General features: G+C 73.1%; 23 protein-coding genes. 17 read left to right on the top strand and 6 right to left on the bottom strand.

What is annotated here, in order from left to right; translation table 11 throughout:
• The first annotated feature begins 134 nt into the window (after positions 1-134).
• From ACP7TJ_RS18395 to ACP7TJ_RS18385, 3 genes are read left to right on the top strand one after another with little or no spacing between them, the layout of a single operon-like run.
• Positions 135-914, top strand: coding sequence for an SDR family NAD(P)-dependent oxidoreductase (locus ACP7TJ_RS18395; protein ID WP_189911823.1), 780 nt, complete (start codon positions 135-137; stop codon positions 912-914).
• Entirely contained in the window at positions 911-1,051 is a 141-nt protein-coding gene (locus ACP7TJ_RS18390; protein WP_167745122.1) for a hypothetical protein, read from the top strand. The genes ACP7TJ_RS18395 and ACP7TJ_RS18390 overlap by 4 nt, the downstream gene beginning before the upstream one ends.
• 51 nt (positions 1,052-1,102) lie before the next feature.
• The gene (locus tag ACP7TJ_RS18385) at positions 1,103-1,666 is read left to right on the top strand and encodes a dihydrofolate reductase family protein (RefSeq protein ID WP_387619390.1); all 564 of its coding nucleotides are present in this window, start codon (positions 1,103-1,105) and stop codon (positions 1,664-1,666) included.
• Positions 1,667-1,698: 32 nt separating this feature from the next.
• Here ACP7TJ_RS18385 and ACP7TJ_RS18380 read toward each other — a convergent pair whose 3' ends face one another.
• A complete protein-coding gene (locus ACP7TJ_RS18380) occupies positions 1,699-2,892 on the bottom strand; it encodes an RtcB family protein (protein ID WP_266399583.1) in 1,194 nt (397 codons plus the stop codon).
• Positions 2,893-3,108: 216 nt separating this feature from the next.
• On the opposite strand from ACP7TJ_RS18380, the gene ACP7TJ_RS18375 reads away from it, so the two are divergent.
• The 3 genes from ACP7TJ_RS18375 (at position 3,109) to ACP7TJ_RS18365 (ending at position 6,269) form a co-directional block, all read left to right on the top strand.
• Entirely contained in the window at positions 3,109-3,942 is an 834-nt protein-coding gene (locus tag ACP7TJ_RS18375; RefSeq protein ID WP_093765321.1) for a hypothetical protein, read from the top strand.
• Positions 3,943-4,060: 118 nt separating this feature from the next.
• Positions 4,061-4,909, top strand: coding sequence for a DUF3558 family protein (locus ACP7TJ_RS18370; RefSeq protein ID WP_189911827.1), 849 nt, complete (start codon positions 4,061-4,063; stop codon positions 4,907-4,909).
• 88 nt (positions 4,910-4,997) lie between these two features.
• Positions 4,998-6,269 (top strand): DUF2637 domain-containing protein, encoded by a 1,272-nt coding sequence (locus ACP7TJ_RS18365; protein WP_367549771.1) that lies wholly within the window; start codon positions 4,998-5,000, stop codon positions 6,267-6,269.
• A 70-nt stretch (positions 6,270-6,339) separates the two neighbouring features.
• Here ACP7TJ_RS18365 and lysS read toward each other — a convergent pair whose 3' ends face one another.
• Complete coding sequence (gene lysS, locus ACP7TJ_RS18360; protein ID WP_376724735.1) at positions 6,340-8,082, bottom strand: lysine--tRNA ligase; 1,743 nt, start codon at positions 8,080-8,082, stop codon at positions 6,340-6,342.
• 199 nt (positions 8,083-8,281) lie between these two features.
• Here lysS and argS point away from each other — a divergent pair, with 199 nt between their 5' ends.
• Positions 8,282-10,039, top strand: coding sequence for an arginine--tRNA ligase (argS, locus tag ACP7TJ_RS18355; RefSeq protein ID WP_167745127.1), 1,758 nt, complete (start codon positions 8,282-8,284; stop codon positions 10,037-10,039).
• Positions 10,040-10,104: 65 nt separating this feature from the next.
• Here argS and ACP7TJ_RS18350 read toward each other — a convergent pair whose 3' ends face one another.
• Positions 10,105-10,488, bottom strand: a complete 384-nt coding sequence (locus ACP7TJ_RS18350) for a peptidase inhibitor family I36 protein (RefSeq protein WP_093765316.1) — start codon at positions 10,486-10,488, stop codon at positions 10,105-10,107.
• A gap of 285 nt (positions 10,489-10,773) precedes the next feature.
• Here ACP7TJ_RS18350 and ACP7TJ_RS18345 point away from each other — a divergent pair, with 285 nt between their 5' ends.
• On the top strand, positions 10,774-11,544 hold the full coding sequence (locus tag ACP7TJ_RS18345; RefSeq protein WP_176710700.1) for a peptidoglycan-binding protein: 771 nt from the start codon (positions 10,774-10,776) through the stop codon (positions 11,542-11,544).
• A complete protein-coding gene (locus ACP7TJ_RS18340; RefSeq protein WP_427763932.1) occupies positions 11,541-12,380 on the top strand; it encodes a DUF2690 domain-containing protein in 840 nt (279 codons plus the stop codon). Before ACP7TJ_RS18345 ends, ACP7TJ_RS18340 begins: the two co-directional genes overlap by 4 nt.
• A 19-nt stretch (positions 12,381-12,399) precedes the next feature.
• Here ACP7TJ_RS18340 and ACP7TJ_RS18335 read toward each other — a convergent pair whose 3' ends face one another.
• Both ACP7TJ_RS18335 and ACP7TJ_RS18330 read right to left on the bottom strand, forming a co-directional pair.
• Positions 12,400-13,608, bottom strand: coding sequence for a PLP-dependent aminotransferase family protein (locus ACP7TJ_RS18335; protein WP_376724732.1), 1,209 nt, complete (start codon positions 13,606-13,608; stop codon positions 12,400-12,402).
• 108 nt (positions 13,609-13,716) lie between these two features.
• The gene (locus ACP7TJ_RS18330; protein WP_427763929.1) at positions 13,717-15,039 is read right to left on the bottom strand and encodes a helix-turn-helix domain-containing protein; all 1,323 of its coding nucleotides are present in this window, start codon (positions 15,037-15,039) and stop codon (positions 13,717-13,719) included.
• A gap of 213 nt (positions 15,040-15,252) precedes the next feature.
• Here ACP7TJ_RS18330 and ACP7TJ_RS18325 point away from each other — a divergent pair, with 213 nt between their 5' ends.
• On the top strand, positions 15,253-15,984 hold the full coding sequence (locus tag ACP7TJ_RS18325) for a DUF4232 domain-containing protein (protein WP_427763926.1): 732 nt from the start codon (positions 15,253-15,255) through the stop codon (positions 15,982-15,984).
• Between the two features lie 10 nt (positions 15,985-15,994).
• Here the strand turns inward: ACP7TJ_RS18325 and hemB are convergent, their stop codons facing one another.
• Positions 15,995-16,996 (bottom strand): porphobilinogen synthase, encoded by a 1,002-nt coding sequence (hemB, locus tag ACP7TJ_RS18320; RefSeq protein WP_093765310.1) that lies wholly within the window; start codon positions 16,994-16,996, stop codon positions 15,995-15,997.
• Positions 16,997-17,134: 138 nt separating this feature from the next.
• Here hemB and ACP7TJ_RS18315 point away from each other — a divergent pair, with 138 nt between their 5' ends.
• The 7 genes from ACP7TJ_RS18315 (at position 17,135) to ACP7TJ_RS18285 (ending at position 24,922) form a co-directional block, all read left to right on the top strand.
• Positions 17,135-17,899, top strand: coding sequence for an alpha/beta fold hydrolase (locus tag ACP7TJ_RS18315; RefSeq protein WP_189911836.1), 765 nt, complete (start codon positions 17,135-17,137; stop codon positions 17,897-17,899).
• Between the two features lie 128 nt (positions 17,900-18,027).
• Positions 18,028-18,633, top strand: a complete 606-nt coding sequence (locus ACP7TJ_RS18310; protein ID WP_167745134.1) for a LysE family translocator — start codon at positions 18,028-18,030, stop codon at positions 18,631-18,633.
• A complete protein-coding gene (locus ACP7TJ_RS18305; protein ID WP_266548104.1) occupies positions 18,633-19,349 on the top strand; it encodes a B3/B4 domain-containing protein in 717 nt (238 codons plus the stop codon). Before ACP7TJ_RS18310 ends, ACP7TJ_RS18305 begins: the two co-directional genes overlap by 1 nt.
• A 14-nt stretch (positions 19,350-19,363) precedes the next feature.
• Positions 19,364-20,833, top strand: a complete 1,470-nt coding sequence (locus tag ACP7TJ_RS18300; RefSeq protein ID WP_427763920.1) for a PLP-dependent aminotransferase family protein — start codon at positions 19,364-19,366, stop codon at positions 20,831-20,833.
• 87 nt (positions 20,834-20,920) lie between these two features.
• Complete coding sequence (locus tag ACP7TJ_RS18295; RefSeq protein WP_427763917.1) at positions 20,921-22,144, top strand: hypothetical protein; 1,224 nt, start codon at positions 20,921-20,923, stop codon at positions 22,142-22,144.
• A 126-nt stretch (positions 22,145-22,270) separates the two neighbouring features.
• Positions 22,271-22,930, top strand: coding sequence for a DUF4232 domain-containing protein (locus ACP7TJ_RS18290; RefSeq protein ID WP_189911840.1), 660 nt, complete (start codon positions 22,271-22,273; stop codon positions 22,928-22,930).
• A gap of 231 nt (positions 22,931-23,161) precedes the next feature.
• Entirely contained in the window at positions 23,162-24,922 is a 1,761-nt protein-coding gene (locus ACP7TJ_RS18285; RefSeq protein WP_427763914.1) for a LysM peptidoglycan-binding domain-containing protein, read from the top strand.
• Positions 24,923-24,941: the final 19 nt, after the last annotated feature.

Below are 24,941 nucleotides of genomic sequence, written 5' to 3'. Positions count from 1 at the left end.
CCTCCCGCAGGCGTCCGGCACCCCGTCGGCCGCGCCGGGCCCCCGCTTATGCTGGCCGGGCGCGGCCCGTCCCCCGCGGCACGCGCACGCGCCGCCCGTCCACCCCTGCCGCCGCCCGCCCCGAGGAGCAGCCCATGGCCCCCGCCGTACCGCCCGCCGCGTCCCGTATCGCCGTCGTCACGGGCGCGAGCAGCGGGATCGGCGCCGCCACGGCACGCAGGCTCGCCGAGGCCGGCTACCGCGTCGTCCTCACCGCCCGCCGCAAGGACCGCATCGAGGCGCTCGCCGAGGAGCTCACCGCGGCCGGGCACTCGGCGACGGCGTACCCCCTCGACGTCACCGACCGCGCCGCCGTCGACGAGTTCGCCACCGCCTTCCGCACCGTCGGCGTGCTGGTCAACAACGCGGGCGGCGCGCTCGGCGCGGACCCGGTCGCCACCGGCGACCCGCAGGACTGGCGCACGATGTACGAGACCAACGTCATCGGCACCCTCAACCTCACCCAGGCCCTGCTGCCCAAGCTGGACGCGAGCGGCGACGGCACGGTCGTGGTGGTCTCCTCCACCGCCGGGCACGCCACCTACGAGGGCGGCGCGGGCTACGTCGCCGCCAAGCACGGCGCGCACGTCCTCGCCGAGACCCTGCGCCTGGAGATCGTGGGCCGACCGGTGCGGGTGATCGAGATCGCGCCCGGGATGGTGAGGACGGAGGAGTTCGCCCTCACCCGGTTCGGCGGCGACGCGGACAGGGCCGCCAAGGTCTACGAGGGCGTCGCCGAGCCCCTCACGGCGGACGACGTGGCCGACACCATCACCTGGGCGGTGACCCGCCCGCCGCACGTCAACATCGACCTGCTGGTCGTCCGCCCGCGCGCCCAGGCGTCGAACACCAAGGTGCACCGGGAGGCACGATGACCACGGACGGCGAACGGCGCCGCCTCGCGCTGGAGAAGAAGCGCGAGCGCTACGTCTGGATCTACCTCGGGTACTTCCTCTTCGGCATCCACATCGTGGCCTTCGTGATGATGTACGCGGTCACGCACGCCAAGTAGGGCGATCCTGTACGGGTACGGGGGGACACCCGGCACCGAGGAGGACCGGCCATGCACGACGTGACCTATGCGATGGGCATCTCGCTCGACGGCTACATCACCGGGCCGGACGGCGGCCTCGACTGGTCGGCGCCCGACGAGGAGGTCTTCCGCTTCTGGATCGACGAGACCCGGAAGCTCGGCGTCCATCTGCTCGGCCGGCGGCTGTACGAGACGATGCTCTACTGGGAGACCGCCGCCGACGACCCGTCGCTCGGTGACGCGGAGCGCGAGTGGGTCGAGGTGTGGAACCCCCTGCCCAAGGTGGTCTTCTCCCGCACGCTGACAGAAGTGAAGGGCAACGCCCGCCTGGCCTCCGGCAGCGTCGCCGAGGAGATCGCGCGGCTGCGGCAGGAGCCGGGCGAGGGCGAGATCGCGATCGGCGGCGCGACGCTCGCCGCCGAGGCCGCCGCGGCGGACCTGATCGACGAGTACCGCATGGTCGTCCACCCGGTCCTGGTCGGCGGAGGCACCCGGTACTTCCCCCACGACGAACGCCGCGTCCAACTGGACCTCGTGGAGACCCGCATGCTCACCCCGAACGTGGCGTACCTCCGCCACCGCGTGCGGAGGTGACCCGGAGGTGACCCCGCGCGCGGTGGCGGCGCTCAGCCCTTCACGCAGACGACCTGCTTCAGCTTCGCGACGACCTCCACGAGGTCCCGCTGCTGGTCGATGACCTGCTCGATCGGCTTGTAGGCGCTCGGGATCTCGTCCACGACTCCGGAGTCCTTGCGGCACTCCACGCCCTGGGTCTGCTCCGCCAGGTCCTTGGCCGTGAAGCGCCGCTTGGCCGCGTTCCGGCTCATCCGCCGACCGGCGCCGTGCGACGCCGAGTTGAACGACTTCTCGTTCCCCAGACCCTTCACGATGTACGAGCCCGTGCCCATCGAGCCAGGGATGATCCCGTACTCGCCGGAGCCCGCACGGATCGCCCCCTTGCGGGTGACCAGCAGGTCCATGCCCTCGTAGCGCTCCTCCGCCACATAGTTGTGGTGCGCGCTGATCTCCTGCTCGAAGGTGGGCTTCGCCTTCTTGAACTCCTTGCGGACCACGTCCTTCAGGAGCGCCATCATGATCGTGCGGTTGTACTTGGCGTACTCCTGGGCCCAGAACAGGTCGTTGCGGTACGCCGCCATCTGCGGGGTGTCCGCGACGAAGACGGCGAGGTCACGGTCGACGAGGTTCTGGTTGTGCGGGAGCTTCTGCGCGATGCCGATGTGGTGCTCGGCCAGTTCCTTGCCGATGTTGCGGGAACCGGAGTGCAGCATCAGCCAGATGGAACCCTCCATATCGGTACAAACTTCAACAAAATGGTTCCCTCCGCCCAGCGTCCCCATCTGCTTCGCCGCCCGCTCCTCACGGAACTTCACCGCGTCCGCGACCCCGCCGAACCGGGTCCAGAAGTCGTCCCAGCCGCCCGTCGCGAAGCCGTGCAGACGGCCGGGGTCCACCGGGTCGTCGTGCATGCCGCGGCCCACCGGGATCGCCTGCTCGATCTTCGAGCGCAGGCGGGACAGGTCGCCGGGCAGGTCGTTCGCCGTCAGGGACGTCTTCACCGCCGACATGCCGCAGCCGATGTCCACGCCCACGGCGGCGGGGCAGACCGCGCCCCGCATCGCGATGACCGAGCCGACCGTGGCGCCCTTGCCGTAGTGCACGTCCGGCATCACGGCGAGGCCCTTGATCCAGGGCAGTGTGGCGACGTTCCGCAGCTGCTGGAGCGCGCCCTCCTCGACCGTCGCCGGGTCCGTCCACAGACGGATCGGCACCTTCGCGCCCGGCAGTTCCACATACGACATGGCGTCCTCGTTCCCCCGGAAAAACAACAGAAGTCCCATAACGCAAAACCGGCGCCAAGGTCGGTGAAAAGGGATATCGGACCGGCGTCCGCGGCAGTGCGTGCGATACACATTGTCTGCGAACGGCTCCCCCCTGCGGCAAGCGATTAACCAGCGGGGACACTGGAAGGATCCGGCGGGCCGCGGCCCGCACCCACCGTCGAGAGGACCTGGACCGTGCAGCGGAAGGCGTACGGACCCGGCGTCGCCGCGCTCCTCGCGGCCGTACTGGCCGGCTGCACCGGCAGCCCGGACGGCGGCGGACAGGCGGACGACTCCAACCCGGGCAGCGCCGGCACGGCGACCCAGGCGGCCCAGCCCGGCCGGTACGCCACCCTTCCCGAGCCCTGCGGCGCCGTCGACGACCGGACGCTGGAGGAACTCCTCCCCGGGCTCACGGAGTTGACGGACGAACAGCAGCGGGAGAAGGCGTACGCGGGCGAGGCGACGCTCACCTACGACACCGACCGCAAGGTGGGCTGCCGCTGGAAGGTGGAGTCCCTCGCGGCGACCGACCGGCTGCTGGTCGACTTCGAACGGGTCGTCTCCTACGACAACGCGGTCAGCGACGACGCCCAGGCCGAGGAGTTGTTCGCCCGCAGGCAGACGGCGGCGCAGCTGCCCGAGCCGACGGTGACCGGCTCCGGCTCCCCCTCCCCGACCGGCTCCGGCGCGACGACCGGCCCGGCGGACCCGAGCGGATCCGCGACGGCGTCCGGCTCGCCCTCGTCGCCCTCGTCCACCGAGTCGCCCTCCGTCTCCCCCTCCGACCTCCAGCCGCGGGTCCTGGAGGACCTCGGCGACGAGGCGTTCCTCGACGACGCGCTCGACCGCTCCGGTTCGACGGTCCAGGAGCGCACCGTCACTGTGGCGTTCCGCACGTCCAATGTCATCGTGACCATCGAGTACGCGGAGCAGCCGGTGACCGTCGGAGCCGTCCCGGACAGCAAGGAAATGCAGGACAGGGCCCGGAAACTGGCCGTCGAGCTGTCCGACGCGCTGGGCGGCTGACCCTCGTTCACCGCCCCTTCACGCTCTCCGCGAAGCCCGTGAAGTACGGCCGTACGGGTGACAAGGCGCGTACCGTGACCCCTCGGACACCGTTCCGACCGCAGGGAACACGAGCGTCATGAGTGAAGGAACCATGCAGCGACGAGCACAGCGAGAGCAGCCCGAGCGAGCCAAGCGCCTGACCCGCGTCCTTGTCTGCGCGGCAGCCGTCCCCGTGATGCTGGTCGCCGCCGGCTGCTCCTCGGACTCCGGCTCCGACGACGGCGACGGCGGCGGCAAGGCCGCGAGCGCGTCGGCGTCGGCCAGCCCGTCCCCGACCGTGCAGGCGGCGGCGTACCGGACGCTGCCCGAGGCGTGCGGCGTGCTGACGAAGAAGACCCTCAAGGAGCTGGCGCCCAAGGCGAAGTCCGGCAAGGAGGGCAGCTCGGACGACGTGGCCTCGCGGGCCAGCTGCTCCTGGAGCAGCCTGGACAACAACGGCGTCAAGGGCTCGCAGTTCCGCTGGCTGAACGTGTCGCTGCTGCGCTTCGAGTCGGACACCACGCGCGGCCCGGGCGACAAGCTCGCCGAGGAGTACTACGACAAGCAGGTGCGCGAGGTCCGGGCGACGCCGGGTGCGAAGAGCCTGAGCGCCCAGGCGCTGACCGGCACGGGCGACGAGGCGACCGCGGTGCGTTACGACCTGAAGAAGAAGGAAGGCACCTTCAAGCAGCAGACGGTCGTGGCGCGCGTGGAGAACGTGGTCGTCACCCTCGACTACAACGGCGCGGGCCTGGCGGGCGACAAGACGCCGGACGCGGACGCGCTGATGGCGGACGCGAAGAAGGCGGCCAAGGAGGCCGTGCTGTCCGTGACGAGGGCCAACGGCCCGGGCGCGGCGAGCGGTTCGCCGTCCGCCCCGGCGTCGGGCAGGCCGTCCGCGCCGGCCTCCGGGGCGCCCTCGGCGTCCGCCTCCGGCAAGAGCTGAACCGGCTGAACCAGAACCGGCCACCCGTCCTCCGCACACATGTGCCACTCTGTTGCGCGCAACAACACGCACTGGGAGGGGAGTACGGGTGGCCGCGCCCATTCAGCTGACACGGACGCACCGGGTTCTCATCGGCGTGGTGGTCTCCGGTGCCGTCGTCATCGCCGGGATCGGCTTCGCCGGTTCGTACGCGGCGGTCCGTGAGCTGGCCCTGAAAAAGGGCTTCGGCGACTTCAGTTACGTCTTTCCGATCGGCATCGACGCGGGCATCTGCGTCCTGCTGGCGCTGGATCTGCTGCTGACGTGGATCCGTATCCCGTTCCCGCTGCTGCGGCAGACGGCGTGGCTGCTGACGGCGGCCACCATCGCCTTCAACGGCGCGGCGGCCTGGCCGGATCCGCTCGGTGTGGGCATGCACGGTGTGATCCCCGTGCTGTTCGTGGTCTCCGTGGAGGCCGCCCGGCACGCGATCGGCCGGATCGCCGACATCACCGCCGACAAGCACATGGAGGGCGTCCGGCTCACCCGCTGGCTGCTCTCGCCCGTGCCGACGTTCCTGCTGTGGCGGCGCATGAAGCTGTGGGAGCTGCGCTCCTACGAGCAGGTGATCAAGCTGGAGCAGGAGCGGCTGGTCTACCAGGCGCGCCTGCGCTCCCGTTTCGGCCGCGCCTGGCGCCGCAAGGCCCCGGTCGAGTCCCTGATGCCGCTCCGCCTCGCCAAGTACGGCGTCCCCCTCGCCGAGACGGCCCCGGCGGGCCTGGCGGCGGCGGGCATAGAACCGGCCCTGATCCCCCCGGCGCCGGAACCTCCCGTTGTCGCGGGCGGTCGTGCCGCCGGGGCAGCGGGGGTGCCGGCCGGCGAGCAGCGGCTGGAACTGGAGCCGGACCGCGGCGCGGACCGCCGGGACGAGGTACCGGCCAACCCCTGGCTGCACGCCCGCGACCCCCAGTCCGTCGAGTACCACGGCGGCTACGACCCCGAGTTCGATCCGGACGAGTACGCCCGCTGGATGGCCGAGCAGCGCCAGGCGGAGCAGTACGAGGACCAGTACCAGGAGGAGCCGCCCCTCCAGGAACCCGCTCCGGAGGAGACCGGCGCCTTCCCCATCCCGGTCGTCCCGGGCGGCCGCACCCGCGAGCTGGGCGAGGGCGGCGGCGCTCCCGACGCGGAGCCGGACGAGGAGGCCTACTACCAGGTCTTCAAGAAGTCGATCAACGGCAGCTACCCGACGCCCCGTGAGTTCGGCGACAACGTGGAGGCCGAGTTCAGCCGGACCCTCCCGCCGGAGGAGGCCAAGCGCATGGTCACCCGCTTCACCAACCGCTTCAACGCGGAACTGGAGGAGGACCACATCGCCTGACCGGCGGCCACGACGCCGAAGGGGCGCCCGGTGAGTGTCACCGGGCGCCCCTTCGTCATGGGTGTGCGCGCTACGCGCCGAGCAGGTGCCGCACCCTCTCCTGCCCCACCGCCAGCAGCAGGGTCGGCAGGCGCGGGCCCGTGTCCCGGCTCACCAGGAGCTGGTAGAGGAGCGCAAAGAAGGACCGCTGGCTGGTCTTGATCTCCGGGGGGAGCTCCTTGGGCGTGGCGTCGGCGGAGAAGCCCGCCTGGACCTTCGGGACGCCGTAGACGAGGTGGGTCAGGCCGTCCAGGGACCAGTTGCCGGCGAGGCCGTCGAGCAGCAGCCGCAGGGACTCCCGCCCCTGCTCGTCCAGGGACTTCAGCAGTTCCGTGTCGGGCTCGTCGCGGACGATGGTGCGCTGGTCGGCGGGGACGTGGGTGTTGATCCACGCCTCGGCCTTGTCGTAGCGCGGGCGGGCCTCGTCGAGGGAGGCCAGCGGGTTCGCCGGGTCGAGGTCGCTGAGGATGCGCAGCGCCTGGTCCTCGTGCCCGGCGGTGATGTCGGCCACCGAGGCCAGCGTGCGGTACGGCAGCGGCCGGGGCGTGCGCGGCAGCTCGCCGCTCGCCGTGCGCACCGCGCGGGAGTGCGCGGCGACGTCGGCGGGCAGCGCCGTGCCGTCGGCGACCTTGGCCTCCAGCCGGTCCCACTCGTCGTAGAGACGCTGGATCTCCTGGTCGAAGGCGACCTTGAAGGACTGGTTCGGCCGGCGGCGGGCGTACAGCCAGCGCAGCAGCTGCGGCTCCATGATCTGCAGGGCGTCCGCCGGGGTGGGCACCCCGCCCTTGGACGACGACATCTTCGCCATGCCGCTGATGCCGACGAACGCGTACATCGGGCCGATCGGCTGCTTGCCGCCGAAGATCCCGACGATCTGACCGCCGACCTGGAACGACGAGCCGGGCGAGGAGTGGTCCACGCCGCTGGGCTCGAAGATCACGCCCTCGTAGGCCCAGCGCATCGGCCAGTCGACCTTCCAGACCAGCTTGCCGCGGTTGAACTCGTTGAGCCGGACCGTCTCCGAGAAGCCGCACGAGGTGCAGGAGTACGTCAGCTCGGTGGAGTCGTCGTCGTACGACGTGACGGTGGTGAGGTCCTTCTCGCAGTTGCCGCAGTACGGCTTGTACGGGAAGTACCCGGCCGAGCCGGAGCTGCCGTCGTCCTCGGCGGCGGCGCCGGAACCCTCGGCGGCCTCCAGCTCCGCCTCGTCCACCGGCTTCTGCTGCTGCTTCTTCGCCGGGGCCTTCTTGGTGCGGTACTGCGCGAGGATCGCGTCGATGTCCCCGCGGTGCCTCATGGCGTGCAGGATCTGCTCGCGGTAGACGCCGGAGGTGTACTGCTCCGTCTGGCTGATCCCGTCGAACTCCACGCCCAGCTCGGCGAGCGACTGGATCATCGCGGCCTTGAAGTGCTCGGCCCAGTTCGGGTACGCGGAGCCCTTGGGGGCCGGAACCGAGGTGAGCGGCTTGCCGATGTGCTCGGCCCAGGTCTCGTCCACGCCGGGAACGCCGGCCGGCACCTTGCGGTAGCGGTCGTAGTCGTCCCAGGAGATCAGGTGGCGCACCTGGTACCCGCGGCGGCGGACCTCGTCCGCGACCAGGTGCGGGGTCATGACCTCGCGCAGGTTGCCCAGGTGGATCGGCCCGGAGGGGGACAGCCCGGACGCGACGACGACCGGTTTGCCCGGGGCCCGACGCTCCGACTCCTCGATGACCTCATCCGCGAAACGGGAGACCCAGTCGGTGGTCTCGGTGCTCTGAGCCACGATCGGCACGTCCTTCTTTCTGCTCGGGCAGCCGGTACGGTCGCACGGCTGACCGTGCCATTCTCCCAGCTCCCCCGGCCACCGCGAAAACGCCTTTTCACCGGCCCCCGCGCGGCTCCCGCGTCCTCGCTCACGGAAAAACCCCTTTACCCCCCGTGGGATACTGACCCTGTCTATCTGAACCCACGAGGAGAACGGCACCCACTCCATGGCCTCGGTCACATCGCTCACCGATCTCGTCAGCAAGCAGCTCACGTCCGCCCTCTTGGCCACCCGGCCGGAGGCGTCCGCGGACCCGCTGCTGCGACGCAGCGACCGGGCGGACTTCCAGGCCAACGGGATCCTCGCGCTGGCGAAGAAGGCGAAGGCCAATCCGCGGGAGCTGGCGACCGAGGTCGTCTCCCGCATCACCACCGGTGACGTGATCGAGGACGTCGAGGTGTCGGGCCCCGGCTTCCTCAACATCACGATCGCCGACCGGGCCGTCCTGACGAACCTGGCCGCGCGGTACGCGGACGACACGGGCCGCCTCGGTGTGCCCCTCGCCGAGAACCCGGGCGTCACGGTGATCGACTACGCCCAGCCGAACGTGGCCAAGGAGATGCACGTCGGCCATCTGCGGTCCGCGGTGATCGGCGACGCCCTGCGCGGCATGCTCGACTTCACCGGCGAGAAGACGATCGGCCGGCACCACATCGGCGACTGGGGCACCCAGTTCGGCATGCTCATCCAGTACCTGATGGAGCACCCGGGCGAGCTGGCCCCCGCCTCGGAGGTCGACGGCGAGCAGGCCATGTCGAACCTCAACCGGGTCTACAAGGCCTCGCGGGCGCTCTTCGACTCCGACGACGCGTTCAAGGAGCGGGCGCGCAAGCGGGTCGTCGCCCTGCAGTCCGGCGACAAGGAGACCCTCGAGCTGTGGCAGCAGTTCGTGGACGAGTCGAAGGTCTACTTCTACTCGGTCTTCGAGAAGCTCGACATGGAGATCCGCGACGACGAGATCGTCGGCGAGTCCGCGTACAACGAGGGCATGCCCGAGACCGCGCGGCTGCTGGAGGAGAAGGGCGTCGCCGAGCGCTCCGAGGGCGCGCTGGTGGTGTTCTTCGACGACATCCGCGGCAAGGACGACCAGCCGGTCCCGCTGATCGTGCAGAAGGCCGACGGCGGCTTCGGCTACGCGGCCTCCGACCTCACCGCGATCCGCGACCGGGTCGTCGGCCTGCACGCCACGACCCTGCTGTACGTGGTGGACGTGCGGCAGTCGCTGCACTTCAAGATGGTCTTCGAGACCGCCCGCCGGGCCGGCTGGCTGAACGACGACGTCACCGCGCACAACATGGGCTACGGCACGGTGCTGGGCGCGGACGGCAAGCCGTTCAAGACCCGTGAGGGCGAGACCGTCCGGCTGGAGGACCTGCTGGACGAGGCCGTGCAGCGGGCCGCCGAGGTCGTCCGGGAGAAGGCCAAGGACCTCACCGAGGAGGAGATCCAGGAGCGGGCCGCGCAGGTCGGCATCGGCGCCGTGAAGTACGCGGACCTGTCGACGTCGCCGAGCCGCGACTACAAGTTCGACCTGGACCAGATGGTCTCGCTCAACGGCGACACCTCGGTGTACCTCCAGTACGCGTACGCGCGTATCCAGTCGATCCTGCGGAAGGCCGGGGACGTACGGCCGGCCGCGCACCCGGAGCTGGAGCTGCACGAGGCCGAGCGGGCCCTCGGACTGCACCTGGACGCGTTCGGTGACACGGTGTTCGAGGCGGCGGCGGAGTACGCGCCGCACAAGCTGACCGCGTACCTGTACCAGCTGGCGTCGCTGTACACGACGTTCTACGACAAGTGCCCGGTGCTGAAGGCGGATGCGCCGGAGCGGGTGGAGAACCGGCTGTTCCTGTGCGACCTCACGGCCCGCACGCTGACCAAGGGCATGGCCCTGCTGGGCATCCGCACGCCCGAGCGCCTCTGACGCCCTTCGGCCCTACGGCACACGGCCCGTCCACTCCACCGGGGGAGTGGACGGGCCGCGGTCGGTCAGCGGCAGTTCACCCACTTGTTGGACTTGATGTAGCGGGAGACGCTCCCGGTCTCCTTGTACCCGCGCGGGACGACTCCGCTGGAGCCGCCGTAGTTCTTCGCCGAGTACCACCGGAAGTCGCAGGACTTGCCGTGGTTGTACCAGGACTTGAAGTTCTGGAAGACCGCGAACTTGGTCAGGTCCGCGTTGGTGCCGGCGACCTTCTGCATGCGTCCGGTGTAGTTCTGCCCGGACCAGACGCAGAACCAGCCGGACGGGCAGTCGCTCGCGGCCGACGGAGCGGCCTGCGCGGCTCCGGCGCTCCCGGCGGTGCCGGCCAGCAGGCCCCCGGTCATCGCGACGCCCGTGGCCAGGACGGCGAGTTTGCGGGTCATGGTCATGTCGTTCCCCCTTCGGAATGCGGGTGGCGCCGACCCGGTGGGCCGGCTCGTCACCGAGACTGGCGGACACCGGCCCGCGGTCGCCACGGTTGCCGCCGAAGTGACGTCACCGCGGGACGTCCCACCGTCTGACCTGCTGTTTCCCACGGCCGTGGGACGGTCGGGCGGGACGGCGGGACGCCGTGGCCGGATCGGTGCGGGGCCGGCACCGACGTCCCGTGCGCGCACACGCCGCTGTTGCAGAATGCGAACGGGGAGAACCCACACACGCGATCGGGGGACGTGATGTCGCGTTGGAAAGCACTGCCCGCGGGGCTCGATCCAAGGGCACGGCATCTGGTGGTGAGCCTGCGCCGACTGAAGGACCACAGCGGGCTCAGCATGCGTCAGCTCGCGGCGAAGACGGGGTACAGCACGTCGTCGTGGGAGCGTTACCTGGGCGGCAGGTCGCTGCCGCCGAAGGAGGCCGTGGAAGCGGTCGCGGCGGTCGCCGGGGAGGACCCGACCCGCCTGCTGGCCCTGTGGGAGGTCGCGTCCGCGGCCTGGACGGGGCGGCGGACGGACCCGACCGCGGCCGACACCGCCGTGACGGGAACGACGCCCGGACCGCCCGCCCGCCGCGGGCCCGCACGCGGCCTGGTCATCACCGGCGTCGCGGCGTTCGTGCTGGTCGTCGCGTCGGCCGCGCTGCTGGTGGCGCGGATCGCCGGGGACGACGAGGGGCAGGCGCGGCCACCGGCGGTGTCCTCGGCCGCACCGGCCGGCGCCGCGGCGTCGCCGACGGCCACCTCGTACACGTGCCGGATCGAGCGGGTCGGCGGGCAGTGGTTCGCGGGGCTGAGCCGGACGCGGGACGCGATCCTGCTGAACGGGCACGCCGGGGCCCAGGTCGCCGAGGCGCAGTGCCTGCTGCGGCGGGCCGGGTTCCCGCCGGGGGACATCGACGGCATCTACGGCCCGAGGACCGAGCGGGCCGTCCAGCGGCTCCAGCAGAGGGCCGGTCTGGTGGTGGACGGCATCGTCGGCCCGCACACCTGGGGAGCCCTGCGCGGATGACGCCCCCACCGGAACGGGCCGAACTGGCCGCCGCCCTGCGGGAGGTGCGGCAGCGCACGGGCCTGAGCCTGACGGGTCTGGAGGAGCGCACCCCGTTCAGCAGGTCCTCCTGGGGCCGCTACCTCAAGGGCGACACCCTGCCGCCCCGGAACGCGGTGCGGGCGCTGTGCCGACTGGCGGGGGAACCGGACGGGCGCTGTCTCGCGCTGTGGGAGATCGCGGAGGCGGCGGGCAGCGGGCGCGCCGCCTACGCCCCCGCGCGGGCGCCGTCCCACGAGGCCCCCCGGGAAGAGGCCGATGTGCCGTCGCCACCCGAAGGGACCAACGGGAATCGGTCGTTGCGCGTCGCACTGGCGGCCGCGGCGGTGCTCGCGGTGCTGGCGTCGCTCGTCACCGCGGCCGTGCTGCTGACGGGCGGTGAGGCGCCGGACGCGACCGCCGGCGCGACCGCGTCGTCCTCGGACGCGGCCGTGGTGCCGCCGCCCCGCTGCCGGGGCGCGTCCTGCGCGGGCAAGGACCCCATGAACATGCTGTGCGGGGTCGATCCGGACACCCTCACCACCTACCGCACCACGGCCGGCGCCCGGCTGGAGCTGCGGCACAGTCCCCGGTGCGGGACGAGCTGGGCCCGGATGTGGTCCACCCGGATCGGCGACCGCATCGAACTGACCGCCCCCGGCCCGCCCCGGTCCGCCGAGGTGACGGACGAGCTGGACGCACGGGCGTACCTCTACACCGCCATGGCTCGGACCGCCCCCGGCACCGTGGTCCGCGCCTGCTTCCACCCGGCGGACGGCGACGCCGGCCGGGAGTGCTTCGACGCCAGGGTGCGCTGAGTCCTCGCGGGACGTCCGGTCACGCCCGCAGCGCAGCCCCCAGCCTCCGCAGCCCTTCCGCGATCTCCTCCGGCGTCTGCGTCACGAAGCACAGGCGGAGGGTGGAGCGGTCGGGCTCACCGGCGTGGAACGGGGCGCCGGGGACGTACGCCACGTCGTGCCGGACCACCTCGGGCAGCAGGGCCGTGGTGTCGTACGAGGACGGCAGGCGGACCCAGAGGAACATGCCGCCCTCGGGACGCGACCAGACCGAGCCGTCGGGGAGCACGTCGGGGAGACCGGCCAGCATGGCGTCCCGGCGCTCGCCGTAGACGCCCGCCACGCGGCGGACGTGGGCGTCCAGGTCGCGGTCGGCGAGATAGCGGGCGGCGGCGAGCTGGTTGACGGTCGGGGTGTGCAGGTCGGCGGCCTGCTTGGCGACGGCGCAGGCGCGGCGGAGCCCCTCGGGCGCGCGCAGCCAGCCCAGCCGCAGCCCGGGCGCCATGATCTTGGAGAGGCTGCCCAGCAGCACCGTGCGGTCCTCCGCGCCCGGGTGGGCGGCGATCCACGGCACCCGCTCGCCCTCGTACCGCAGTTCGCCGTACGGGTCGTCCTCCACGATCCACAGTCCGCGCCGGGCGGCGACCTCGGCGACGGCGGCCCGGCGGGCGGCGGGGAGGGTGCGCCCGGTGGGGTTCTGGAACGTGGGGACCGTGTAGAGCAGCTTGGGCCGCTCGCGGACCACCAGTTCCTCCAACGCCTCCGGGTCCAGGCCGTGTTCGTCGCCGGGCACCGCGACGACCCGCGCTCCGGCGAGGCCGAAGGACTGAAGTGCCGCGAGATAGCAGGGGTCTTCGACCAGCACCGTGTCGCCGGGTTCGAGCAACGCGGTGGCGAGGAGGGACAGCGCCTGCTGGGAGCCGGTGGTCACGAGCAGGTCGTCGGGCGCGGTCATCAGCCCGCGCGCGCAGGTGCGTCCGGCGAGCGCGGCCCGCAGCGAGGGCTCGCCCTCGGTCGTGGAGTACTGCAACGCCCGCGCGGGCGTCTCGGTGAGCACCGCGCGGTACGCCTCCGCTATGCCGTCCGCGTCGAACAGCTCCGGAGCCGGGAGACCGCCCGCGAAGTTGATCACCTCGGGGCGGGCGGTGACGGCCAGGATGTCTCGGACGGGCGAGCCGCCGACCGCCGAGGCCCGTGCGGCGAGCCGGGGAGTGGGAGCGGGGGCGGTGGGCGGCTCGACGACGGTCATGGCACGGCTCCTGGGGCTGGGTGACGGCGCGTGCCCGCAGCCTAGGAAAACGCGTGCCTTTTACATGCGCCTTTCCGCGATCCGGACGCCCGCCGCCCCTCGGGCGCCCTACTCCAGCTTCGTCGTCCCCTCCGGCACCCAGCCGTCGCCGCCGATCGGGAACTCGTACGCCGGGCGGCCCTTGTTGCCGCTGGTGCGGAAGGGCCGGCCCTCGTCGTCGACGGTGAGGGTGCCGCTGCGGTCGCCGCTGGACCACTTCAGCTCCAGGTACCAGTCGACGTCGTACGCGGAGACGGAGGCGGTGAGGTAGTACACCTCCGGGTCGGACTCGCTGACCTTGAACGGGAAGTCCTCGTTGCCCGGCTCCGGGGTCAGGGACGGCCGCGCCGAGTCCAGGGAGACGGCGAACGCCCGCGTCTGCACGCCGCCTCCGCAGCCCACGCCCGGGTAGGCCATGGCGTAGTCGTTCCAGGCGAGCGGCGCCCGCTTGCCCGCGACCCGCACGGTGAGGCCGTCGACGACCACGGTCTCGGGGCCGGTGCCCTGCACGGTGAGCCGCAGGTACTGCTGCCCCGAGGACACCGCCCCGTGCGCCGCCACCCAGGCCGCGGCGCCCTCCTCCAGCGGCGGCGGTTTCATCTCGCTCGCCGGCTTGTCGGCCAGGTACCGCTGCGAACAGGGGCTCTCCCACGCGTACGGCTCCGCCCGCACGGTGACCGGCACCCCGCTCTTCTGCCCCTCGCCGCTCGGGGCGCCGGCGGGCGCGGAGCCGGCGGGTGTCCTGGCCGGGCCCGTGTCCTTGGCCGGGGAGGACGGGGAGGCGGCGGCGGAGGAGGGCGGCGAGGACGACGCGGGGGCGGTCCCCTCGGCGGTCACCCCGGCCGCGCCGACCGGGCGGTGCCGGCCGCCGTCGCCGTCCGAGCCGCCGCCCGGCAGCCCGACGGCGAAGGCGACCCCGGCGGCGACGGCGGCGACCGCGATGCCCGCGAGGACGGCGGTACGGGTACGGCGGCGGGTGGGGGCGGGGTCCGCCCCCGTGTCGGCGTCGGCGGGGGCGGCCGGGGGTGCGCCGGCCGAAGCAGCCTCCGCCGGGGGCGCGGCCTCGGAAGCCGCCTGACCGGGTCCCGTACCCGAACCCGCCTCCTCCGGGGACGTCTCGGCGGCAGCCGCCCCCTTCCGCCCCCGCACCGCGTCCGCCAGCACCCACCGGCGGTGCAGCTCGACGAGTTCCTCCGGGCGCGCCTTGCACAGCCGGGCCAGCCGCTCGACCGGGGCGTAGTCGGCCGGCACCGCGTCCCCGTTGCAGTACCGGTGCAGGGTCGACGTACTCATGTGGAGCCGCTTGGCGAGCACCCCGTAGCTGAGCCCCGACCGGTCCTTCAACTCCCGCAGCAGCGCGGCGAAATCCGCCGCGGCCGTGTGTTCCGGCACCGTTCCTCCACTCCCCCGTGTCCCGTTCCACCGTTCCAGGGGACGGTCGTTCCCCCAGGTGAGAGCGGTATGAGCGTTCCAGCGTCCCGGATCGCCCGTCGGCGGTGGCGGCCGGGACGGATCACACCGCACGCTCTGGTCATCCAAGCACGCCGCTCCCGCCGACCGGTCGAGCGGCTGCGCCAAGTCCCTTTTGATGACAAGGAATCCGCCATGCGCACCTCTCGTCTCCAGCTGCTCGCCGCCGCCGGTGTCGCCGTCGCCTCGCTCGCCCTGACCGCCTGCCAGGACGGCACCGGCACCCGTGACGAGGGCGCGTCCGCCTCGCAGCCCGTCGCGTCGGCGCCCTCCGGCGCCTCCTCGCAGGCGCCGGAGGAGTCCCCCTCGGGCAGCGGCGGGAACGGCTCCACCGCGAACGGGTCCGGCGGATCCGGCGGGAACGCGTCCGGCTCCGGTGACAGCGGAAGCAAGGGCTCCTCGGCCGGCACGTCAGACGGGTCCGAGGACGCCCCTGCGACGTTCAACCCCTGCAACGGCGCGAACACGAGCGTCACGGCCGCGCCGGTCTCCCGCCCGGTGAACCACATGCTGATCACGGTGAAGAACACCGGCGCGAAGAACTGCGACCTGACCTACTACCCGGTGCTGCGGTTCGACGAGATGCAGTGGGTGCCGCAGCCGATCGAGGACTCCAAGCCGCAGGCCGTCGTCACCCTGGGTCCGGGCGAGTCGGCGTACGCGGGGGTGGTCCTGTCGGCCGCCGACGGCAGCGGCTCGGGCGGCGCCACCGGCAAGAAGCTCACCGTCGGCTTCCAGGCCCGCACGCCGAACAGCGACGGCGGCCCCGCCGCGATCCCGTCCCTGCCGGCCAAGGGCGTGTACTACGACAGCAGCCTGACGGTGACGTACTGGCAGTCCTCGATGGACGACGCGCTCGCCTACTGAGCGGCGGCCGTCACCGGGCGGAGTTCAGCTGCTGGGCCACCTCGGTGGCCCAGTAGGTGAGCACGGTGCGCGCGCCGGCCCGGCGGATGCCGGTGAGGGACTCGAGGATCGCCTTGTCGCGGTCGATCCAGCCCTTCTCGGCGGCGGCCTCGATCATCGCGTACTCGCCGGAGATCTGGTACGCCACGACCGGCACGTCCACCGCGTCCGCGACCTTGGCGAGGACGTCGAGGTAGGGGCCGGCCGGCTTGACCATGACCATGTCGGCGCCCTCCTCCAGGTCGAGCTCCAGCTCGCGCATCGACTCGCGGAGGTTGGCCGGGTCCTGCTGGTAGGTGCGGCGGTCGCCCTGGAGCGAGGAGCCGACGGCCTCCCGGAAGGGGCCGTAGAAGGCGGAGGCGTACTTCGCGGTGTAGGCGAGGATCGCGACGTCGTCCCGGCCGATCTGGTCGAGGGCGTCGCGGATGACGCCGATCTGCCCGTCCATCATCCCGCTCGGGCCGACCACATGGGCGCCCGCGTCGGCCTGGACCTGCGCCATCTCGGCGTACCGCTCGAGCGTGGCGTCGTTGTCGACGCGGCCCTGGTCGTCGAGGACGCCGCAGTGGCCGTGGTCGGTGAACTCGTCGAGGCACAGGTCGGACATGACGAGCAGGTCGTCGCCGACCTCCGCGCGGACGTCCCGCAGGGCGACCTGGAGGATGCCGTCCGGGTCGGTGCCCGCGGTGCCCACGCCGTCCTTCTTGGACTCCTCCGGCACGCCGAACAGCATGATCCCGGAGACGCCGGCGGCGACGGCCTCGGCGGCGGCCTTCTTCAGGCTGTCACGGGTGTGCTGCACGACCCCCGGCATCGACGAGATCGGCACCGGCTCCGCGACGCCCTCGCGCACGAAGGCCGGGAGGATGAAGTCGGCGGGGTGCAGGCGGGTCTCGGCGACCATCCGCCGCATCACCGGGGAGGTGCGCAGACGCCGCGGGCGCGTGCCGGGGAAGGATCCGTACGTCGTCATACCGCCTACGCTACGCCCGCCCCGCCCGTGCCTTTGCCGACGCACAGTCGGCGCGGCCGGCACCGGCGACGCGGTGGCCCGCATCCGTCGGATACGGTGCTCGTCTTCCGCGACCGTGAGACGAAGGGGCACCTGACCGTGCACAGCGCCGCCGTGACGACCGAGGGCGACCGCATCCGCTGGGTCGAGCTGCCGGGCCGGGACCCGGCCCGCGTGTACGTCCACGGTCTGGGGGCGACCTCCCCCGCCTACTTCACCGGGACCGCCGTCCACCCGCTGCTGGCCGGACACCGGTCCCTGCTGGTCGACCTCCTCGGCCACGGCCACAGCGACCGGCCCACCGCCTTCGCCTACACCCTGGAGGACCACGCGGACACGCTCGCCGACGCGCTGCGCGCCGCCCGGGTCACCGGCGCCGAGGTGGTCGCGCACAGCATGGGCGGCTCGGTCGCCGTCGTCCTGGCCGCCCGCCACCCGGAGCTGGTGTCGCGGCTGGTCCTGGTCGACGCCAACCTCGACCCGCTGACACCGGAGCGGGGCGCCCCCGGCAGCCGGGGCATCGCGGCGTACGGCGAGGAGGAGTTCCTCGCGGGCGGCTGGCGGGAGACGCGGGACCTCGCGGGCGGGCACTGGTGGTCGACGATGCGGCTGGCGGGCCTGGAGGCCCTGCACCGCAGCGCCACCCATCTGGTCCGCGGCACGACCCCCACGATGCGGGAGCTGCTGCTCGCCCTCCCGGTCCCGCGCACCTTCCTGTACCCGGAGGCCGACGGCCCCTTCCCCGGCGCGGCGGACCTGGAGGCGGCGGGCGTCCGCGTGGTCCCGGTCCCCGACTGCGGCCACAACGTCATGCTCGACAACCCGGAGGCCTTCGCCCGCGCGACGGCCGAGGCCCTGGCCTGACGTCGACACCGGGCCGCTCCCCCCACTGAACGCACATTGTGGACCTGCCCGACGGCCCCTCTTTGGCTCTGTCCACCGGTCCATGACGCCACCAGGCTGGGAGAAACCGACGTTCCCCGGAGGTTCTCTTGAGTCTCGCGTTCCTGCTGGCCGCCCTGGCCGTGGTGGTCACCCCCGGCACCGGCGTGGTCTACACACTCGCCGCCGGCCTCTCCCACGGCCGGCGCGCGGGCCTGGTGGCCGCCTTCGGCTGCACGCTCGCCGTCGTGCCCCACCTGCTGGCGTCCGTCACCGGCCTCGCCGCCCTGCTCGCCTCCAGCCCGCTCGCCTACGCGGCGGTGAAGTACGCGGGCGTCGCCTACCTGCTGTACATGGCGTGGGCGATGCTGCGCGACAAGGAGGCGTTCACCGTCCGCCCGGAGTCCGAGCCGCGCCCCGCGCTCCGTGTGATCACGACGGCCGTCCTGATCAACGTGCTGAACCCGAAGCCGACGCTGTTCTTCGTCGCCTTCCTCCCCCAGTTCGTCCCGGCCGGCTCCACCGACTCGCTCGGCCTGATGCTCCAGCTCGGCGGGGTCTTCATGGCCCTGACCCTCGTGGTCTTCGCCGCGTACGGCGTGTGCGCGGCAGCCGTACGGGACCGGCTGATGGCCCACCCCCGGATCACCACCGGCCTGCGCGCCGTCTTCACGGCGAGCTTCGTCGGCCTGAGCGCCCGGATGGCGGTGGCCTGATGCTCTTCCGGCACGCGGAGGCGGTCCGGTCCGCCCACCCGGGCCTGGCGGCGGGCGCCCTGCACGCCTCGGGCGTCGACGCCACGGCGGACGTGGGTGCGCGCGTGGCGGAGTACACCGCCCGCGCCCTCACCCGGCTCGCCGACGGCCCCGAGAGTCATTTTCCCGAAGTGCTGGCGTGGCGGCGGACGTTCGCCCGCATGGGGCTGCGCCCGACGCAGTACCGCTGCGCCTCCGAGTCCCTGCTGCGCCGCCTGCGCAAGGAGGGCTCCCTGCCCCGCATCCACCCGGTCGTGGACCTGTGCAACGCGGTCTCCGTCGCGTACGCCGTGCCGGTCGCGGCGCTCGACGCCGACCGGATCACCGGCCCGCTGCTCGAGGTGCGGCCCGCGCACGGCGACGAGGAGTACACGACCTTCGACGGCCGCACCGAGCACCCGGCCCCCGGCGAGGTGACGTACGCCGACGCGGCCGGACGCGCGCACGCCCGCCGCTGGACGAACCGGCAGAGCGGCCACTCGGCGGTGAGGGACGGCACGCGCCGGGTCCTCGTGGTGGCGGAGGCGATGCACGAGGGCGGGGCGGACACGGTCGCGCGGACGCTGGACACCCTCGCGGAGGAACTGGCCGCGCACTGGCCGGTCACGCCGGTCACCGCTCTCCTCCCGCCCGACGCACCGGAGTTCACCCTCGATGACGACGCCCGGGTGCCGTAGCCGGGCATGGCACCATGAACACGGTGACCGACAGGAACGGCGCGACGACACACGGCTCGGACTTCCTCCAGCTGCGGGCGGACGACGTGCCCGCGGACGGCAAGGCCGACTGGCTCGCGCGACAGGTGCGGCAGGCGATCACCGACCGCAGGCTGACCGTCGGCAGCAGGCTCCCGGCCACCCGGCTGCTCGCCGCCGAACTGCGCGTCTCGCGGGGCGTGGTGACCGAGGCGTATCGCAGGCTCGCGGAGGACGGGCATGTCGAGGGGCGCCGGCGCGGCGGCACGGTCGTGGTCGCGGCGCCCCCGCCGCCGCCACCGTCGCGCACCGAACAGCCCTCGTCCGCAGGGCCGTTCACCGGCTCCCCGGACTCCCGCGCCTTCGACGCGCTGCGCGCCGCCGGCGCCCGGATCGACCTCACCCCGGGCCGTCCCGACCTGTCCGCCTTCCCCCGCACGGCCTGGCTGCGCGCCGAACGGGCCGTGCTCGCCGAACTGTCCAGCGCGGACCTGGGATACGGCGACCCGCGCGGCGCGCCCCGGCTGCGCCGCGCGGTCGCCGACTGGCTGGCGCGCAGCCGGGGCATCGCGGTCGACCCGGACGGCATCCTGATCGTCGCGGGCATCGCCCAGGCGCTCACCCTGCTGCACCCGGTGCTGCGCGCGGACGGCATCACAGCGGTCGCGGTGGAGGAGCCCGGTTCGCTCGGCACCCGGCAGCACCTCGCGCACGGCGGCCTGTCCACCCCGCCCGTCCCGGTGGACGCGCACGGCCCGGACGTCGCCGCGCTGCGCGCCACCGGCGCCCCGGCGGTGCTGCTCACCCCGGCGCACCAGTTCCCGACCGGCGTGGTGACCAGCGGGGAGCGCCGCCGCGAGCTGCTGCGGTGGGCGGCGGACGGCGGGCTGATCCTGGAGGACGACTACGACGCGGAGCACCGCTACGACCGCCCGCCCGTCCCCGCGCTGCGCTCCCTGCTCACCGACCGTCTCTGCTACATGGGCAGCGTGTCCAAGCTGCTCGCCCCGGCCCTGCGCACCGGCTGGCTGGTCCCGCCGCGGCGGCATCTGGAGGCGCTGACCGACGCGAAGCGCTTCACCGACCTGGGCAGCGCGGTGCTGCCGCAGCTCGTCCTGGCCCGGCTGATGGAGACGGGTCATCTGGAGCGGCATCTGCGGCTGCTGCGCGCCCGGCACGTCCGCCGCCGGGACGCGGTGATCGCCGCCGTCCGCGAGCACCTCCCGGGCGCGGTCGTGCACGGCGCGGCGGCGGGGCTACACCTGACGGTCACCTACGCGCCGGACGTGCCCGACACCGAACTGGCCGCCGCCGCACTGTCGTTGGGCGTCAAGTGTCACCCCCTCTCCTGGCACCGGCAGCTCCCCGGCCGTCCCGGCCTGGTCCTCGGGTACGCCGCCAATCCGCCCGACGCCCTCACCGAGGGCGTGGCGCTGCTGGGCAAGGCACTGCGCACCCTGGCCTGAACCGGGTCCGGGAGCCGCCCCGGACCCGCTATGATCCCTCGGTCAGCCTTTGGCGCGCCCCGACAGGGCAGCCCAAAGGCTTTTTTCATGCCCTCCGACACCAACGCCCCACATCCCACGCCCGGTTACCGCGCACTGCTCCGCAACCGCGAGTTCGCCGGCCTGTACGCCGGTTTCACGCTGACGGTCGGCGCGAGCACCCTCTCCGGCTTCGCGCTCGGCACGCTCGTCGACCGGTCGACCGGCTCCCCGTTCCTCACCGCCGTGAGCATGTACGGCGCGACCTTCGCGACCGTGCTCGGCGCGACCACGCTGATGTCGGTCGCGGACGGCAGCCGCCCGCGCCGCACCCTGGTCGCGCTCCAGTGCGTCGCCCTCGCGGGCGCCTGCGCGCAGGCGGCCCCCGGCATGCCGCTCGCCGCCCGCTTCGCCCTGCTCCTCCTGCTCGGCTTCTTCCAGTCCCTCAACACCGGGACCCGCATGGGCCTGCTCGCCGAGGTGGTGCCCGCCTCCGCGTACGTCCCGGCCCGCTCGCTGATGAACATCACCGCGGGCGGCACCTCCGTCCTCGGTTTCGCCCTCGGCGCGGTGCTGCTGCGCCATCTCACCCCGCAAGGACTGTTCCTCGCGGCGGCCGGACTGACGGCGGCCGCTCTCGCCGTGACGGCGGCGACCGTACGGGAACGCTCCATCCGCCCGCCCCGCCGCCCCGGCCTGCGCGAGACGTGGACGACGAACGCGGCGCTCCTGTCCCGCTCCGGCCCGCGCGCCCTGCTGCTCAACCTGTGGGTTCCCAACGGCCTGATCGTCGGCTGCGAGGCCCTGTTCATCCCGTACGCCCAGGAGGACGCCGGCCTCCTGCTGGCCGCCGCGTCCGGGGGGATGCTCCTCGGCGACCTGACCGTCGGCCGGCTGCTCTCCGCCGCGTGGCGGCGCCGCTGCGCGTTCCCGCTGCGGCTGCTGCTCGCCGTGCCGTACCTCCTCTTCGCCCTGCACCCGCCGACGGCCCTGGCGGCGGTCGCGGTGTTCCTGGCGAGCGCGGGCTTCGCGGCCACGCTCCCCCTCCAGGAACGGCTGCTCGCCCTCACGCCCGAGCAGGTGCGCGGCCAGGTGCAGGGCGTGGAGTCGGCGGGCCGGATGACCTGGCAGGGCATCGGCGCGGCGGTCGCGGGCGCCACGGCCCAGTTCCTCTCCCCCGCCACGACGATGACCGCCCTGGCCGCGCTCTCCGTCGCCGTCACGGTCCTCTCCCGCCCGTACGTGGACCGCCCGCGTGCCCTGCCCACCGCACCACGGTCACCGCGACGGTGACCGGGCGACAGATGTGTACCCGGCCGGTAACAACACGGGCGGGCGAGGGTTCGTCAAGAGCCGTGAGCTGCAGACTCACCCCGACCGCACCACGCCCATGTAGCGGTCCGACCACGGGGAGACAGCATGAACACGACCATCCGCAGCACCCGCAGAGCCCGGCACGGCCTGCGCTCGTACGCCGTCGGGGCGGCGGCCGCCGCCGCCCTGCTGGCGACCACGGCGTGCGAGCCCGGCGAGGCTGACGTCGCGGTCGCGCCCTCGACCCCGCCCGCCGCTTCCAGCCCCGCCGCGTCGGCAGCGCCCGGTGACGGTGACAACGGCGACGCGGACGACTCCGGCAGCGTCGCCCTCTGCACCCACCAGGACCTGTCCTTCTCCGCCACGCGCTACGACGCTCCGGGCGAGCAGCTGCGCCACGTCATGGTCGTCGCCGTCAACACGGGCGGCACGACGTGCGAGGTGCAGAACGCACCCGAGATCACGCTCGGCGACGCGCAGGGCCCGGCCCCGGTCATGGAGGGCACGGAGCCCGGCGAGCCCTTCGCCCTCGCCCCCGGCGAGAAGGCGTACGCCGGTGTGCTCGCGACCGGCGGCCACCGGGACACCTACGAGGTGACGTTCATGAACCTCACCCTCGGCAGCCCGGGCGGCGAGGCCGAGGCGGAGGAACCGGTCGAGCTGGAGATGCCGACCGAGGGGTCCTTCCAGGCTGACGACGGCCAGCGCGTCACCGGCTGGCAGCCCACGGAGGGCCTCGCCATGCGCCCGGTCACCCTGTCCTGACGGACCTCGACGTCACCGGCCGCCCACGACCGACTGCGCCGACTGCGCGCCGGACAGGGGCCTCACCCGCCCGGGCGAGGCCCCTGTCCCTCACCCGCCCGGCTGAACGGCGCATGCACACCCCCGAGCCCACACCTAGCGTGACATGCGGAAACTCTCCGTACTCACCCCCCGGAGCTCTGTGTGCAAAAGCCTCCGATACATCCCCCGAAAGTGTCACGCCGGCGACGCATGGCCGTGACGGCCGTCAGCGGCCTCGCGGCCGGCTGCACGGTCCTGTGCCCCGCGACCACGGCCCTCGCCCAGCCGCTCGCGCCGGCCGCCGCCCCGGCGCCCACCGCACCGACCGCACCGACCGCTCCGCCGCCGGCCGAGGACGCGGCCAACGACGGCGAGAAGGACGTCCGCACCGTCACCGACGGCGACACGCTCTGGTCCATGGCGGAGGAGATCTACGGATCCGGCGCCAAGTGGCCCGACCTCTACCGCGCCAACCAGGACGGCATCGCCAAGGCCGCCCGGGCCCACGGCTTCCCCTCGGACGGCAACGGCCACCGCATCTTCGCCGGGACGGCCGTCCACGCCCCCGCCTCCCCGACGGCGCGCGCCGCCACCCCGGGCCGGGCCGACCCGCACGTCGCGCGGTTCCAGCGCCAGGTGGCCCGGTCCGGCTACGTGTCCCAGTCGGGCTCCGAGGCCGTGTTCGACATGAGCCGCAGGTACTGCGAGGGCGCCCTGTTCAGCGGCATGTGGCCCAACCCCCAGTCGCCCTACATCGTCACCAACCTGCCCGAGGTACCGGGACAGACGGCCAACACCAACCCGCCCGTCACCTGGCGTATGCGCGAGGACGAGGCCGTCGTCCTGATCGGGACGACACCGCCGCCGGAGGCCTACTTCTCCTTCGACCTCAGCATGGTGAGGGGGTCCCTGCACACCGGCCCGGTGCTGTGGCCCTCGGTCGGCGACCCGGTCAACAGGGGAACCGTGAAGACGGCCGGGTCCACCCCCTTCGGGCAGCCGTTCGCGCTCGTGATCACGGGGCACGAGCGCACGCGGGCCGAGGTGCACGAGATGCTGGCGGCCTCCGGGCTCTCCGGCGCGATCAACGACGCCACCGTTCCCCCGGCCATGTTCCGCCTGGGCCTCGGCGAGGACGCCGACCAGTTCCTGCTGGGCATCCGCACGGCCGCGCCCGAGCCCGGCTTCGAGAAGGCGCTCGACGACTACCGCGCCGCGCCCCCGCTCCAGATCCTGCGGGTACGCCCGAAGGGCGCCTCCGCCGACCAGACGAAGCCGGTGTACGCGCCCGCCCCGCTGCCCGTGCCCCGGCTGCGCGTCGCCGGGACCGGGGCCACCGAGCTCGACCTCAACCCCTCGCTGCGGAAGCTGCGGCAGCGCATCATCGACGCACACCCGGGCTTCGAGGCACGCGACGTGGCGCTGGAGCGCGGCTTCGAGCAGTCGTACCCGGGACTGCAGTCCAACAAGGTGATCGATCCCCCCACCCCCGGCATCGGCGCCCTGTCCAACGACGGCGACGACCCGCTGAGCCCGAGCTTCAGCCTCCCGGACGGCTCCTTCGTCGTCGCCTACGGCGCCAACCACGTGGCCACCCGGCAAGCGAGCTATTCCAGCATCTCGCTCTACGCCGACGAGGAGGCCGCCGTCTCGGTGACCGCCAAGAACCACCGCGACCTGCGGGGCACCGCCCGTGACTACCTCCCCGACAGCCCGGACGCGGACCAGCTCTACGCCTGGACCTTCAGCCGGGCCGGCGACGCCGGACCGACCGGCCCCCACGTCACCGAACTCCCGCCCGCCGGAACCGACTTCTGCGCCCAGTTCGGCGCCGACCGGCCCGTCGACATGAGCCGCATGCAGGCGGTGGCACGCGCCTACATGCAGCCCGAGACCCTCACCCACCCGGCCCTGTCCTCGCTCCTCCTGGACCGCCTGCTGGTCTTCACCCCGAAGTCGACGTCCAAGTAGGACGCATCCCGAGGTACGG

It is taken from the genome of Streptomyces sp. DSM 41931 (genome assembly GCF_050271085.1).
GTDB classification, from domain to species: domain Bacteria; phylum Actinomycetota; class Actinomycetes; order Streptomycetales; family Streptomycetaceae; genus Streptomyces; species Streptomyces albogriseolus.
The sequence above is the reverse complement of the archived record's forward strand: the minus strand, read 5'-3'. Positions and strand labels throughout refer to the sequence as shown.